Origin of the sequence: Ruegeria arenilitoris (assembly GCF_013035425.1) — a bacterium.
GTDB classification, from domain to species: Bacteria; Pseudomonadota; Alphaproteobacteria; order Rhodobacterales; family Rhodobacteraceae; genus Ruegeria; species Ruegeria arenilitoris_A.
On record NZ_WQHX01000002.1, the window covers coordinates 700,777 to 715,401 of the forward strand.

A 14,625-nucleotide genomic window follows, 5' to 3' on the forward strand; every position below is an offset into this window, starting at 1 on the left:
AAGAGCGGCCGCGTTCAGCGATCCGCCCGTAAGCCTCCGTTTAAGGCAGGCACTCCATGTACATTTCGTTGTCCCACTCGGTTACGGTGGACATGAAGCGCGCAAACTCATCGCGTTTGTACTCTTCATAAAGGCGGTACATCTCGCCCGGCATGCCGCGCTTGACCACCTCGTTACCTGCCAGATGATCCAGAGCCTCGCCCAGAGACATCGGAAGCTTTTTGACTTCCTTGCCTTCGGCCATCGCCTCGTAAATATTGCGCTCTTCAGGCTCACCCGGATCAAGGTTGTTATCCAGCCCGTCATCCATCGCCGCAAGCAATGTCGACCCCATAATGTATGGGTTTACCATCGAGTCGACCGACCGATACTCAAACCGTCCGGGTGCCGAAACGCGAAGCCCAGTCGTACGGTTCTGGAAACCCCAATCCGCAAATACTGGCGCCCAGAAACCTGTGTCCCACAATCGACGATAGGAATTTACTGTAGAACACCCAATAGCCGTAAGTGCCTGCAGATGAGTGACGACACCCCCGATGGCTTTCAAACCCTCTTTGCCGGGCATCTGAGGGTCATCAGTGTCGGGCATGAATGTGTTCTCACCACCCTTCACATACATGTAGTTTTCCTTCATTCCCGGCAAATCTTCGGGGTCATTGCCGACGGGAACAAACTCATCCTCACCGCCTCTCCATAGGCTCATGTTGTGGTGGCAGCCGCTGGCAGAAACGCCCATGAAGGGCTTTGTCATAAAGCAAGCAAAGATGCCATTTTCTCGGGCCACCTGCGCGCAGATTTGGCGGTAGGTCGTCAAACGGTCAGCATTGCGCAGCACGTCGTCAAACATCCAGTTTAATTCAAGCTGGCCTGGTGCATCCTCGTGATCGCCCTGGATCATATCCAGACCCATCTGGCGCGCGTAGCGGATCACCTGCATTGATACGGGCCGCAGGCTTTCGAACTGGTCGATGTGATAGCAATACGGTTTCGAAAACCCGTCGCGGGGCTTTCCGTCTTCGTCGAACTTTAGCCACATCATCTCGGGCTCAGTACCAATCCGAAGCTTGGTTCCATGTTTTTTAGTGAATTCCTCGTGCAGCCGACGCAGGTTTCCCCGGCAATCGGAGGTAAGATATCCACCCGGATTTTCTTTTTCCTCCCGATTCCGGAACAAAGTGCAATAGAACCGCCCAATGGTAGGAGCCCAAGGCAGTTGCATAAACGTTTCAGGTTCAGGGATACCTACAAGTTCTGCTGCTTCCGGGCCGTATCCAAGATAGTTACCAGCGCGATCTGTGAAGAGGTTTACGGTCGCACCGTAGACAAGCTGAAATCCTTTTTTGGCAACCGTTTCCCAATGATCGGCCGGGATGCCCTTACCCATGATTTTTCCGGTGACCGAAACGAATTGAAGGTAAAGGTATTCAATGCCCTTTGCATTGATCATTTCCCTTACTTGCTTGATTTTTTCATCGCGACCTGGCGCTTCTACAAATCTTTCAAGATCGGTGGTCACTTTCTATCTCCTTGCTAGCTTGAGGCGAGCACTCTTCCGGCGCTCTTCAATGCGAACTTGGTTTTGTCGCTAACTCCACGGGTACGGGCTGTTGGATACAGGGTGCAGTTCACCTTTGGCGAAACGGTCAAAGCGGAACGGCTCGAGAAGATCTTGACGTTCTCCAAGCACTTCGTCTGCGATCAGGTGACCGACACCCAGCATCTTCCATCCGTGATTGCTGTCGGCAATCACTGTCACGTTCTCACGAAAGTGGTCAAAAACAGGGAAACTATCAGCCGTGAAACAACCGATCCCACCCGACGCTTCTTTGTGGTACTTAGGCATCATACCTTCGTAGCGTGCCTGACAATGAGCCAGCGCACTGACCCACATATGCGCAAATTCGGGGCTTGAGACGAACTCAGGCGAAGATGGCCCGTAAGGGTCAATCTGTACTTCGTCGACAGGTGTCTCAACTTTGTAAGGGCTTGCACCACCTTGAATTCCACCAAAATGCCAGTCAGGCTTGTAGTAGATCCCCCACATCTCTTCGGTGATGATCGAACCATCGACGGTCGATTTTAGCGGAGCATCCGTATCGACGTGTATCACCGGCGCGAGGCTGCCGTCATCGGCTCGCCCAATGTCCGGATCGATGTTTAACACTCCTTCTTCAAGCTGCCAGAAACGCCACATGTCAACGTCTTCGTGCACATCGCCCTTCAGGTCTTTGACCGTGATCTTGCTTGGCAAATCAAGCATCGACCAAAAGTCGCGCACCCATGGACCCGCGCCAATGATGACATGCTCGCAGGAAATTTTTCCCTTGTTTGTTTCGACAAACCGGATCGCACCAGACCCATTCATGGCTTCGAAGCCCATTACCTCGACGCCGGTGATGATCCGGACGCCTAGCGCTTCGATCTTTTCGGCCAGTGCGTACATTGTCTTGGTTTGGTTTGAGAAGCCGCCACGTTTTTCGTGCAGTACAGATGTGATATTTTGGGCTTGCCAATCTCCGAAGTACCCACGCATGTACGACGTGCAGGCGTTTTCTCCTTCGATGAAGACGCTTTCGTATCCAATTGCCTGTTGCTGTGCGTAAATGGACCCCACATCGTCACGCATACTTTCAGAGGAAATCTGCATGTAGCCGACCGGATGATACGAAAGCCCCTTTGGGTCGCTTTCCCAAACATCCACCGAATGAGCCATAAGTTTACGCATCGCCGGTTGGAAGTAGTTGTTGCGAACTACCCCACAGGCAATTCCAGATGCTCCTGCCGCGATCCCGCTTTTGTCCAAAACGACAATACGGCCTTCAACATTCTCCCCTCGTTCTTGCAGCCTTTCCGCCAGTTTCCAGGCTGTGGAAACGCCGTGAATGCCTGCGCCGACGATCACGTAATCTGCGTGTTGAGGGAATGCCATAGGTGTCCTCGCCGTTTGGTGATGCGTAAAAGAAGAGCCACACTCCAAACCAAAATCAACAACTTTTAATCCAATATTTGCATTTTGGTCTGTTATCTGTAAATTTGGTTTACTTTTGGATTATTAAATGGATCAAAAATGGGAAGAAAAAGTTTCGCCGACGTGGCTACTGAACTGCGGCGATCTATTGACGAGGGGGAATTTCAGCGATTCGAGCGCTTACCGCCTTCGCGATTATTGGCGGAACAGCTGGGTGTCGCACGAAACACTCTGCGCGACGCGCTTTACCAACTCGAAAAAGAAGGACTTTTGGAGACGCGCGCGGGTAGTGGGACTTACGTTACTGCCGTGAAGCAGGATGTCGTTCCTTCGGCTGTTGAAGAAGCAACTCCCTTGGAATTGATTGACGCACGCTTTGCACTTGAACCACACATATGTCGCCTCAGCGTTCTTCATGGAAGACGCGAGGATTTTGAGGCACTAGAGGCATTTTGTAAGCAAATGGAAGCTGCCCAGAACGATTCCATTCTCTTTGCCGAGGCAGACACAGCATTTCACCGCAGGTTGGCCGCATCAACTCGAAACAACCTGTTGATATGGTTGATCAGTCAGATCAACACAATACGATCATTGGATGAATGGACCCGAATGCGACACTTGACGCTCGAAGAACAGATTATCCAACAGTATAATGCCCAACATCGCGAAATCCTGAACGCTCTTCGTTCACGTGAACCTGAGAGAGCCGCAGTTAAAATGAAAGAGCATCTTGAAACTGCTCGTATGTCGCTGATGCGGGCTGCGGAGGCTTAGTGCCTACACCCAAGACATCACTTAGAGTTTCTGTCGCTGCCATCGCTGCGGCGATGCTGGCACCTGCGAGTTCATTATTGGCCGGAGAATGTGACGTGGTGGACTTTCTTGACCAATTTACGACTTCGGGAACATTCCCCGCTGGCGCGGAATGCTCAGCTTTTACAACGTCACTAGCTACAACAGGAACATCTTGTTTCTGGAGCCACCCTTATCGGAGTACGCTGGCTCTGGACCACGCATCAGAGCTGTGGGCCACTTTGACGAAATGCAGAGTTGGCCGACAGATGGGACAAGACGATCAGGTGAACCACCCAGACAGTTACAACCTGAAGGAATGGGTTCACGAAGAGGATGTTTATGCAGTTTCGGTCAAGGACAAAGGAGGGCAAAACCGAACATTTGTCTTCTTACGGGTTGAACCCGGCCAACAACCATCGAAAAACTGATCACTTCGCCTGCGCGGACGTTTGCATCCAATTAATGTATAACCGCTCAGCCATATCGTTGAATTTAGAAAGATTTGCCGAAACATCTGCGCCTAGACGCTCTGTCGCATTGTCGCCCATTGCCGCGTCAAGTGCCAAGCGGTACTCTTTGATATCAGCCCAGTTGGCCACCGTGTCATCTTCCACTTCAATGTGAAATTGCGCTGAGTATGCACGTGTTCCCCATTTCATTGCCTGGACAGCACAATCTGGCGAAGTGGCAAGGCAACTTGCTCCTGAGGGCATCTGCTTAATTTCGGCAGAATGCCACTGAAGGCATGGGAAACGATCCGGCAGACCATCCAGTATCACGCCGGACGCTCCTTCTTCTGTTAACTGAACATCCAGAACACCTATCTCTGGCGTTTCAGACGGACCAACGCTTCCGCCCAAAGCTTCGGCCAACAATTGGTGCCCCAGACAAAGCCCAAGGAACGGCAGCCCCCTGACCTCCACCGCTTCGCGGATAAAGACCTTTTCGTCTTTCAGCCATGGATAGGTGTCTTCTTGCCACACGTCCATTGGGCCGCCCATGACCCATAGCCCATCATAACCGTCAAGCGATGGAAGTGATTGACCCTCGTCCAACTCAACCGTGTCGTAACTATGGCCGTCTTCCTTTAAAAATGATCGGAAAATCCCCGGATGCTCAACGCTCGCGTGTTGCAATATTAGAAGTTTCATAACCTTGCCCTTTGAATTTCCACTCGACCTTAGTGCAATCTCATACGATTTCGATAGGCAGTAACGACAAAGATCGGTCAAGTTCCTTCAAAGTCGAACCCGGCACTAGATGGTGGCTCGGCTTGCGCCGCAGTACACTTCGCACGCTTGGCTGGGTAAAATTAATGTTGCAAACCTTCGAAAATTACTAGCCAAGGAAAAGAATGTTGCGAAGATTTGGCATGAGTCGCCTCATTACTTTTCTGATTTATACAATTTTGCTCTGTCCGCTGCCTCTGCATGCCGAAAGGTGTAGATTGGCGCTGGTCCTTGCACTTGATGTTTCCGGTTCTGTGGACGAATCCGAATACGCAATGCAGTTGAATGGGCTTTCTTACGCGCTCAACGCCGCCGAAGTTCGCGCTGCTATTCTGAGTAATCCGGACAATCCTGTGTACCTGTCTGTTTTTGAGTGGAGTTCTCAAAATCATCAGTTTTTGATCCAACCCTGGATCGCGTTAGACAGCCATGACGCGATCGACGTAGCCGTTCGTCGTATTAGTGCCTACCGAAAAAAACGGGCTGGTTTAAAGACCGCTTTGAGTACGGCGATACTATTTGCCGGAGAGCTTCTGAAGCAGAAAGAACATTGTTGGCAAAAAACAATTGATGTTTCTGGTGACGGTAAAAACAACATAGGTCCCTCTCCTAGGCAGGTTTACGAGTTGGATACGTTCAGAGACGTAACTGTTAACGCGCTGGTCGTGGGAGAGCCCGCTGCATCCGATAGTGCAACAGCTGAAGAAGAATTTACGGACTTAGATCTGATGAATTATTTCGCGCGCGAAGTCATTCATGGCTCCGCCGCATTCACGTTGATTGCTTATGGATACGAGGACTACGCAAGAGCAATGCAGCAAAAACTCATGAAGGAGGTCACCTTTCCTGTCCTGGGTCTGCGCTAATCACTCGTCCGCGATCTCTAAGAAAAACTAACCCAATTTGCCGGCAAGTTAAGGAGAAATGAATGAAACCGATCCAAGCGACAGAAAGACTGGTCGCAAATATCTATGATAAAACCGCTTATATTCCTTACGATCCTGACGGGTCATCTGAAACAGGTACACACTTTATTCAGCTAAACCCGGATGCAGTCCGAGATGTGGGGTTTTACATTTACCGAATGGAGCCGGGTTCCAGCTCTACACCGCATCGACACGCCGGAGCAGAAGAGTTTCTGATCATTCAGGGTGAACTTATCGATAACGACGGCACAGTATACAAACAAGGTGACGTGGTTTGGCTTGCAAAAGGAACCGAGCACAGTTCTTACACTGAAACCGGTTGCCTGATAGCAGTTTACGCGGAATCCACCGAAGATCCCCTAAGCGCGTTTGAATGATTTTTTGCGGAAAGGCCCAAGACTGACAGAGATGGATTTTTCTTTGGCATCACGCAAAGAATAAGCAGCTCTCGCGTCACTCGTGAAAACAACTAAACAACTTGTCGTGGTCCGCGGTGTACTTCGTGAAACAGTTTCAACATACGTTTTGGAAATATGGGCTGTTTTTCCGCCATGACTCAATTCAAAGGGGATCAGGAACAAGAGCAGACCCACGCATTTGCGAGCATCACGGCTCCCAGTCCAAGAGCAGCAGCGACCGACCACATAAGCGAGCCTGTTTTAATATCCGAGGCAAGAGCCAAACCCGATCTGCGACCCGAAGCCATGGATGTTCCTGCAACGGCAAGGGTCGCGGGCCCAGGACTAACCGAGGAGATAAGTGCCGCTATGAGTATTAGTGGGAGGTTTATCTCAAGGGGTATTGATTTTCCACACTGATGTTTTGACGTAACATTCTGTAATCGCATCCTAAAGTCAATTTGGGTTCGTCGTCTTCTTTGCTGCACTCGACGCGAACAACCGCTTTACGGGCAATCCTGCTGCTCGTTGAAACGTTTTACTTGAGGCGAAAACATATTCTCCGCTTCTATCGAAGCATCTCCAATCGCAGGTGGCATTGTACTTGCGAACCTGCAGCCGACTGGCGTGTCACTGCTCCCGATACGCAGGCCGGAATGTGGCACACACAATGCTTTGCTCGAGTTTCAGGCGACTTCGGACAAAATGTAGAAGGTATTCGTCGCAACAACCAGTTGGAAATACAACACTTCTCAGAGTTCGCTGACAAAGCAATCTGGAGCCAACATGAGAAAAAACTCCAGCTTTCTACAACGGAAATGTTTTCAGCGCGAATAGCTTCAACATGCAGTCACCTGAGAGATTTTCTTTCCATTCGTCGTTATCCTTTCTGAACCAGAGACAACCTATTATCCCTCTAGATATCCAAAACAGAAAGTCAGTAACCTTTCCAAATAACAACAGAAACCTACAGACTTCATTTGTCCGCGCACTTGGCCGTTTCAGGGGCATTCAATAGGTCTAGCCAATCCGATGTATGCGAGTTGAGGAAGTAAAAAGGAAACGACTTTCGCGGATTCTGAAGACAATTTATCTTTTCTGAAAAAAATTCACTGAACGGAGTTTAATTTATGAACGATACATGCGACTGGCAACCTTCTCAACGGTATCCCGACCCATCTGTGATTTCGCTTGATCCGCGATTTGAAAAGTACAAGTTGCCTTTGGCGGGAGTTGAGAGATTGGCGGTAGGGTGTCGCTGGTGCGAGGGACCCGTGTGGTTCGGAGACGGGCGATATCTGCTGTGGAGTGACATTCCAAACAACCGGATTATGCGGTGGGATGAAGTCACAGGAAAAACATCGGCGTTTCGGCAGCCGTCAAATTTTTCCAATGGTCAAACCAGAGACCGGCAGGGCCGCCTGATCACCTGTGAACACGGCGGCCGCAGGGTGACGCGGACAGAATATGACGGCACTATTACTGTTCTGGCTGACAGTTTTGACGGAAAGCGGCTCAGCTCTCCCAACGACGTTATTGTCAAATCTGATAACAGCATTTGGTTCACCGATCCGACGTTTGGTATCTTGGGCAATTACGAAGGAATTCGCGCGGAACCAGAATTAGGCCAAAATGTTTACCGACTTGATGCCGACACTGGAGAATTGAGCGTCGTGGCCGACGACATTATGGGACCTAACGGACTGGCCTTTAGTCCCGATGAGACAGTGCTCTATATTGTGGAATCGCGAGGTGTACCGACACGCAAAATACTAGCTTATGACGTGAATGTTGACGGCGCCTCGATCCGAAACAAACGCGTGCTGATAGATGCCGGCCCTGGTACACCAGACGGGTTTCGCGTGGATGTTGATGGAAATCTCTGGTGTGGTTGGGGCATGGGTGATGCAGAACTTGACGGGGTGATGATCTTTGCCCCTGATGGGACCCTGATTGGCCGCATTGTTCTGCCCGAAAGATGTGCCAATCTTTGCTTTGGCGGTCGAGCAAATAGCCGTATTTTCATGGCAGCCAGCCATTCAATTTACGCACTTTATGTCAATATTCCAGGCGTCGTGGGAGGGTAAAGAAAAATAGGTAAGTCGAAGGTCGGGACCATTTTACAAACCCCGGCCGCGTAAGTGGCTTTTGTCAACGGCGGACATTCGACAAAACCACGGCAATGACCACTTAGAGGACAAGTCAGCCAATTTTGTCGAGCCAAATATTTGCGAATGTCACGTCAGAGACGGAGCTCGTCAAAAAGAACAGGCAGACCAACCCAAGGGCAGGCTAACTGACGATTGCCAAAAAAAGTTCGCCGCCAACGGCTATCATGGCGTCAGCCTCGCTGCGTTGGCGGGTGAAGCAAGTGTGTCAAAACAGGCGTTGCTGCATTTCTTCGGTACAAAGCAATATCTTTACTCCGAAGTTCATTCCGCTTTCGTTGATCGACAATTCGCTGAGATTGAAGCGGCAAAGCAGCCTGACCCGGTGATGCACCTTAAAGCTTATTTTAATCGGTTAAAGGGGTCCAACTTTTTGCGGCCCGAAGACGCACGCCTGACCGTTCGAGCGCTGTTGGATGTCCGCGAGAACTCGAAGGTTTGTCCCGTGAAGGCCTACTTGGACAGGTTAATAGAAATTTCCCGGGGTACACCGGTTGGTCAGCACACCAGCGAAACCGAAATGCGCTCTCAAGTCTTTCAACTGATCGGAGCGATACAGTATTTTCCATTTCCTTGAACGCTATCTGTGGGTTGTACGGAAAGGCCAACGCCAAAGAGCTGGCCGACTGTTTTTCCAACAAATCGACGACACCGTGGACAGCCTGTTAGGTGCGGACAAGCTGGCCGAAGCTGAAACCAAGTGATCGCTCAGGGTTTGGCCTTTTGCTCAGTTGGTTGACCGCAGGTCGGGCAGCGTTCAGCATCCGACAACGTTTCGGCATGCACACGTTCTCGGATATGGTCGGCAGAGCGGCGAGACAGCCCCAACTGCTTGCGGACGGATTCAATATCTGCCTCATCCTTCTCGCAAATATCGCCGTCTTCCAGAGCCTTTCGAAACTCGCGCTCCAGGCTAGCACGTCGGCGGTGCAACTGATCATTTAAGCCGCTGGCGATAATACCTGCGGGCAACGCGGCCATACCAATGCCGATTACCGTTATCGCAGCACCGAAAATCTTGCCTGCAACCGTTACCGGCGTCACGTCGCCGTAGCCAACGGTCGTCAAAGTCGCCATCGCCCACCACATCGCCGCCGGGATCGAACCAAAGGCTGCGGGCTGCGCGTCGTGCTCTGCCAGCCAAGCGCCGCTGGCGGCAAAGATCAGCATCACCATAAGAATGAAGAAGCCGGCAAAGAAGGCGCCAGCCTCTTCCTCAAACACGGCAAGCAGCATGCCTAGTGCGGGTGAGTAGCGCGTGAGTTTGAGCAGCCGCAACATACGGAAAGTTCGCAACAGACGCAGGTCGATCGGGAAGAGCAGGTAAAGCAGTGCCGGCAAAATTGCCAGTAAGTCGATGACAGCGATTGGAGAAACGGCCCAAGAAGCGCGCGTTTTGTAATTTGGATTTTCTGTCGCAACCCAAAGTCTTGCCGCGTATTCGACTATGAACACGAACAGGGAAAAGCCCTCTAACAGGTAAAGGGCGAAACCCCAACGTGCATATATAGAGTCGACGGTTTCAAGAAGGACAGCAGCTACGTTCAGTGTAATCAACGCTATAAGAGCTATTTCCAGCAACCAGGGGCCGATAGCGACCCGGTCTGGGCGCTCTAGCCACCAATAGACTTTCTTTCTCAGTTCGTCCGAGTCTGTCAAAACTTCACTCATGTCGAAACTTTGACCATGCGCGCATCAATGGAAATGCGATTTGCGAAAGCAAAGCCGTGCCCCAGATCAAATTGCCAACTAACGAGGGCACATGTGGGACGATGTAGAAACAAGTAATTGCCAGTATGATCCCGAACACCCTCACATCCCAGCGTCCAAAATCCGAAGCAAGACGATGTTCAATGACGTGCTGAAGCGCCCAAAGCATCGCGATATAACCAGCAAGGCCGAAACAGCCAATGGCGGCGTATTCGGTGGGGTATGGCTCCCAAAATCCGACCTTGACCTCTGCTGCGAGGGCCACCCCAACCATGACACCGCACAACATCAACATTAGGTGCGCAAGCCACCAAATGACCAAGGTCGAAACCTTTTTATCTTTTGGTTTGGCGTTGCCCACAAAGTCAAAGTAAATCCAGCACATGACGAACATCGAAACCCCACCGATAACGAAGTTGACCAGCACATCGGGTGATACTTTGTAGATGCCTTTTTCGGACAGGGTGACGACGAGTTTGAAGAACCCTTCGCCCAATACGATAAGTGTCCAGTAGGGCAAACCGTTCGGCCATATGCCCGAGGCGCGGGGTGAAGCGCTCAAAGCGCAAAACGGTAACGCCGGGGATCATATACATCGCCTGCGTCGCCACCATCGCGGCAGCAAAAAACCAGTAAGCAAGCGGTGTAGGCAAGAAGGCCGTGATCGCAAAGATAACCGCAAAAACCGAGAAGTTGCGGATTTGCGCCGCCGACATCGACTCTCCCGAGGAATTGACACGCCGGGCGCGATAGTACAGCGCTGCTATCATGGCGCGGTTTGCGGCAAAACCCAGTGCAAAGAAAACCCAGCCTTTGCCGTCGATAACCGGGATCGCTGCGGCCATGAACATCACCGTACAAATCATCACTGACATGATAAGGCGATGCCAGAAATCGGTGCTGACATAAATCGAATTGAAAATACTGAGCTCTCCCCACGCATACCACAGCGTTATGAAGACCCCGGCGAACACAAGAAACCCATTTAGATCAAGGTGATGCGATAGGTAGTTGCCGAGCAGGAAGATCGTCACGACATGGATCAGATCATAAAACAGCTCTGCCCAGTGAACATGGTCATGAGCGTGCTCAAGATCTTGATGGTGTTGCGGCTTTCGCCACATGGGATGGTCATGCAATGCCATTAATTGGGAACTCTTGAAAGTTGACAGATTGTAGTGGCCGAAACGCGGCCACTTCGATTGGGTTATTTCAAAACCAAGGTTGTATCGGAGACCGACGCCATGCAACCCCTGCAATGGCAGTCGGGCGAGGGCATGCCGGGCAAACCCGGCCATTCGTTTGGCGACCGCGCCTATTTGGTCCAAGGTTTTCGGGCGTCACGCGGCCTTGTTGTCTCGCAAAAGCCGCAGAATGCAGCACTTAGTTGTATTCGCTCTGCCCACCTTTATTAAAGTAACGACGTTCGAACTTTTTTCGGGCACACCCTAAATGCCTTGGTTGATCCGGAACTACTCTTCGTAGAGAACGCTTGCACCCGTTCTCCGCTTTGCAACTCGGCAAGCGCATCGGCGCGGACCAGCACTCGCCGACGGTCTTGGCTTAATACGTAGCCACAAAACCTTTTCAAAGGACAATTTGATTCGAATTGACGACGAGTGCATTCAACGCCGTCGCCTCACTTTTGCCGCAATTTCAGAAAAATTGGAGACAAACGGCCACTCAGGAAATCACTGTCAACTGCATCAGGACAAGTATCACATTTCGCTAATTTGGGCGCCGCTTAAGGGCCTAAGTTTCAGGTTACCCTAGGTCAAATGCCCAGCGAAGGACTAGTGAAATGCGAAACTTCCCAAAATTGCCTGATGTCTTCGGCGACGAAAATGACATTCTAGAAGCCCTGTTTGACGAACTTGTTGGGCGACCACTGACGCGAAGCAAACCGATAGCCGATCCCGCAGAATTTGTCGACGCAGTCAGTTATAAATTGAAGGGTATGCAGGGTTTGGACGGGACCAACGTGATCTCGTTTCCACAGGAATTGAACCCTAGTTACCAATGGGGTGTTACCGGCTTGATGACAGACGAAACGCCGCTGCCTGTCGCACTGGCTCTGGACGTGACCGAGACCGGCAGTTACGGCCAGGGCGTTGACGGTCAGACTGACGATGACGGTAGGGTCGGTTTTACCTTTCAAAACAACGGTACTGACCTGACGCTCAACCTTACAGCTTACGACATCGACCACGATAGGGAGATTGAATGGTTTTTGAACGGCGTCAGCCAAGGTTTCCTCTCGACCGGGATCGACAACGGTTTCTCGCAGCACAATCTTGCGCTGTCGCAGACGGACATGGTCGCAGGGACCAACACGATTACATTTGTACAGACCGGTGAGACTTTCTATCTTTGGGGCGTCAAGGACTTGCTTCTTGAAGCACCGGCCCCGGCACCCGAATTGGTCGTCGGTGTCACTGAGACTGGTAGCTATGGTCAAGGGATTGATGGCCAAACTGACGATGACGGTCGGGTCGAATTCTCCTTCCAGAACTCAGGAACCGATCTGACGTTAAACCTGACGGCCTTTGACATCGATCATGATGCGGAAATCGAATGGTTCCTTAACGGCGTCAGCCAAGGGTTCCTCTCGACCGGGATCGACAACGGTTACTCGCAGCACAATCTTGCGCTGTCCCAGACGGATATGGTCGCAGGGACGAACACGGTTACATTTGTGCAGACCGGTGAGACTTTCTACCTCTGGGGTGTCAAGGATCTTTTGCTGGAAGCCCCCGCCCCTGCTCCCGAGCTTGTTGTTGGCGATACTGAGACCGGTAGCTACGGTCAGGGCATCAACGGAGCCACAGACGCGGACGGGCAGGTACATTTCACCTTCCAAGATTCGGGAACCGATCTGACACTGAGCCTTACGGCTTTTGACATCGACAGCGACACCGAGGTTGAATGGTTCTTGAACGGTGTCAGTCAGGGTTTTCTGTCGACAGGGGTCGACAACGGTTTCTCGCAGCACAATCTGTCGATTTCTTCCACAGACCTCGTGTCGGGCGCAAACACGCTGACCTTCGTTCAGACTGGACTCCCGACTCACCTATGGGGGGTCACCAACCTTCTTCTTGAAAATGTGACGCCGCCACCGGAACTGGCCATCGGGGTGACCGAGACGGGCAGCTACGGTCAAGGGATCGATGGACAGACCGATGCGGACGGGCAAATAGATTTCACCTTCCAGGGCACCGGTGACGACCTTGTGCTCAACTTCACCGGCTATGACATCGACAGCAATACCGAGATCGAGTGGTTCCTGAACGGCGTCAGCCAGGGTTTCCTGACCACAGGTATCGACAATGGGTTCTCCGACCATTCGATTAACATTCCCGGTTCAGCTACGGCAGGCGGAACAAACACGATCACCTTTGTACAGACCGGGCTGACAACCCATATCTGGGGGGTTACAGACCTAACGCTCTATGTCGCGGGAACCGAGCCAGTACCGACCGGCACGGTCGAACTTGTTCTCGATGTGACCGAGACCGGCAGTTACGGTCAGGGTATCGACGGCCAGACTGACGATGACGGTCGGGTCGACTTCGCCTTCCAGAACACCGGTACTGACCTAACGCTCAACCTTACAGCTTTCGACATCGACAGCGGCACCGAGGTCGAATGGTTCCTGAACGGGGCCAGCCAGGGTTTCCTAACCACCGGGGTCGACAACGGTTTCTCGCAGCACGCGTTGGCTCTTGCCCAGACCGACTTGGTCGCGGGGACGAACACGATCACTTTCGTTCAGACCGGCGAGGTTTATTATCTCTGGGGCGTGAAGGACCTGCTTCTTGAAGCGCCGGTCCCGCCACCGGAACTGGCCGTCGGGGTGACCGAGATGGGTAGCTACGGCCAAGGGATCGATGGTCAGACCGATGCGGACGGGCAAATAGATTTCACCTTCCAGGGCACCGGTGACGACCTTGTGCTCAACTTCACCGGCTATGACATCGACAGCAATACCGAGATCGAGTGGTTGCTGAACGGCGTCAGCCAGGGTTTCCTGACCACAGGTATCGACAATGGGTTCTCCGACCATTCAATTAACATTCCCGGTTCAGCTACGGCAGGCGGAACGAACACGATCACCTTTGTACAGACCGGGCTGACAACCCATATCTGGGGGGTTACAGACCTAACGCTCTATGTCGCGGGAACCGAGCAAGTACCGGCCGGCACGGTCGAACTTGTTCTCGATGTGACCGAGACCGACAGTTACGGTCAGGGTATCGACGGCCAGACTGACGATGACGGTCGGGTCGACTTCGCCTTCCAGAACACCGGTACTGACCTAACGCTCAACCTTACAGCTTTCGACATCGACAGCGGCACCGAGGTCGAATGGTTCCTGAACGGGGCCAGCCAGGGTTTCCTAACCACCGGGGTCGACAACGGTTTCTCGCAGCA

15 protein-coding genes are annotated in these 14,625 nt (G+C 51.9%); 8 read left to right on the forward strand and 7 right to left on the reverse strand.

Annotated features, from left to right (window positions below):
- Positions 1 to 40 precede the first annotated feature (40 nt).
- Both GOV45_RS08975 and GOV45_RS08980 read right to left on the reverse strand, forming a co-directional pair.
- Positions 41 to 1,516, reverse strand: a complete 1,476-nt coding sequence (locus tag GOV45_RS08975; RefSeq protein WP_170476536.1) for a glutamine synthetase family protein — start codon at positions 1,514 to 1,516, stop codon at positions 41 to 43.
- A gap of 69 nt (positions 1,517 to 1,585) precedes the next feature.
- Positions 1,586 to 2,929, reverse strand: a complete 1,344-nt coding sequence (locus tag GOV45_RS08980; protein ID WP_170476538.1) for an NAD(P)/FAD-dependent oxidoreductase — start codon at positions 2,927 to 2,929, stop codon at positions 1,586 to 1,588.
- 138 nt (positions 2,930 to 3,067) lie between these two features.
- Between GOV45_RS08980 and GOV45_RS08985 the strand changes: the two genes are divergently transcribed.
- Together GOV45_RS08985 and GOV45_RS08990 are read left to right on the forward strand one after the other, a co-directional pair.
- Entirely contained in the window at positions 3,068 to 3,742 is a 675-nt protein-coding gene (locus tag GOV45_RS08985) for a FadR/GntR family transcriptional regulator (RefSeq protein ID WP_170476540.1), read from the forward strand.
- Entirely contained in the window at positions 3,742 to 4,191 is a 450-nt protein-coding gene (locus tag GOV45_RS08990) for a hypothetical protein (protein ID WP_170476542.1), read from the forward strand. The genes GOV45_RS08985 and GOV45_RS08990 overlap by 1 nt, the downstream gene beginning before the upstream one ends.
- Here the strand turns inward: GOV45_RS08990 and GOV45_RS08995 are convergent, their stop codons facing one another.
- The gene (locus GOV45_RS08995; RefSeq protein ID WP_170476544.1) at positions 4,192 to 4,914 is read right to left on the reverse strand and encodes a type 1 glutamine amidotransferase; all 723 of its coding nucleotides are present in this window, start codon (positions 4,912 to 4,914) and stop codon (positions 4,192 to 4,194) included. It abuts the gene before it with no gap.
- A 221-nt stretch (positions 4,915 to 5,135) separates the two neighbouring features.
- Between GOV45_RS08995 and GOV45_RS09000 the strand changes: the two genes are divergently transcribed.
- Together GOV45_RS09000 and GOV45_RS09005 are read left to right on the forward strand one after the other, a co-directional pair.
- Positions 5,136 to 5,858 (forward strand): DUF1194 domain-containing protein, encoded by a 723-nt coding sequence (locus GOV45_RS09000; RefSeq protein WP_170476547.1) that lies wholly within the window; start codon positions 5,136 to 5,138, stop codon positions 5,856 to 5,858.
- 62 nt (positions 5,859 to 5,920) lie between these two features.
- Positions 5,921 to 6,295, forward strand: coding sequence for a cupin domain-containing protein (locus tag GOV45_RS09005; RefSeq protein ID WP_170476549.1), 375 nt, complete (start codon positions 5,921 to 5,923; stop codon positions 6,293 to 6,295).
- 194 nt (positions 6,296 to 6,489) lie between these two features.
- Here GOV45_RS09005 and GOV45_RS23570 read toward each other — a convergent pair whose 3' ends face one another.
- Positions 6,490 to 6,765 carry a LysE family translocator gene (locus tag GOV45_RS23570; RefSeq protein WP_367648667.1) on the reverse strand — a complete coding sequence of 92 codons (276 nt, stop codon included), beginning with the start codon at positions 6,763 to 6,765 and terminating at the stop codon, positions 6,490 to 6,492.
- A gap of 681 nt (positions 6,766 to 7,446) precedes the next feature.
- Between GOV45_RS23570 and GOV45_RS09015 the strand changes: the two genes are divergently transcribed.
- Positions 7,447 to 8,403, forward strand: a complete 957-nt coding sequence (locus GOV45_RS09015; RefSeq protein ID WP_170476553.1) for an SMP-30/gluconolactonase/LRE family protein — start codon at positions 7,447 to 7,449, stop codon at positions 8,401 to 8,403.
- Between the two features lie 61 nt (positions 8,404 to 8,464).
- The gene (locus GOV45_RS09020) at positions 8,465 to 9,061 is read left to right on the forward strand and encodes a TetR/AcrR family transcriptional regulator (protein WP_170476555.1); all 597 of its coding nucleotides are present in this window, start codon (positions 8,465 to 8,467) and stop codon (positions 9,059 to 9,061) included.
- 131 nt (positions 9,062 to 9,192) lie between these two features.
- Here GOV45_RS09020 and GOV45_RS09025 read toward each other — a convergent pair whose 3' ends face one another.
- The 3 genes from GOV45_RS09025 to GOV45_RS23265 are packed head-to-tail and all read right to left on the reverse strand — an operon-like array spanning position 9,193 to position 11,339.
- Positions 9,193 to 10,155, reverse strand: coding sequence for an ion transporter (locus tag GOV45_RS09025; RefSeq protein ID WP_170476557.1), 963 nt, complete (start codon positions 10,153 to 10,155; stop codon positions 9,193 to 9,195).
- Complete coding sequence (locus GOV45_RS23260; RefSeq protein WP_254447966.1) at positions 10,148 to 10,657, reverse strand: low temperature requirement protein A; 510 nt, start codon at positions 10,655 to 10,657, stop codon at positions 10,148 to 10,150. The genes GOV45_RS09025 and GOV45_RS23260 overlap by 8 nt, the downstream gene beginning before the upstream one ends.
- Positions 10,560 to 11,339 (reverse strand): low temperature requirement protein A, encoded by a 780-nt coding sequence (locus tag GOV45_RS23265; RefSeq protein WP_254447949.1) that lies wholly within the window; start codon positions 11,337 to 11,339, stop codon positions 10,560 to 10,562. The genes GOV45_RS23260 and GOV45_RS23265 overlap by 98 nt, the downstream gene beginning before the upstream one ends.
- Positions 11,340 to 11,438: 99 nt before the next feature.
- Here GOV45_RS23265 and GOV45_RS09035 point away from each other — a divergent pair, with 99 nt between their 5' ends.
- Complete coding sequence (locus tag GOV45_RS09035; protein WP_170476559.1) at positions 11,439 to 11,609, forward strand: hypothetical protein; 171 nt, start codon at positions 11,439 to 11,441, stop codon at positions 11,607 to 11,609.
- A 386-nt stretch (positions 11,610 to 11,995) separates the two neighbouring features.
- On the forward strand, positions 11,996 to 14,625 hold a 2,630-nt coding region (locus GOV45_RS09040; protein ID WP_170476561.1), incomplete at its 3' end, for a hypothetical protein.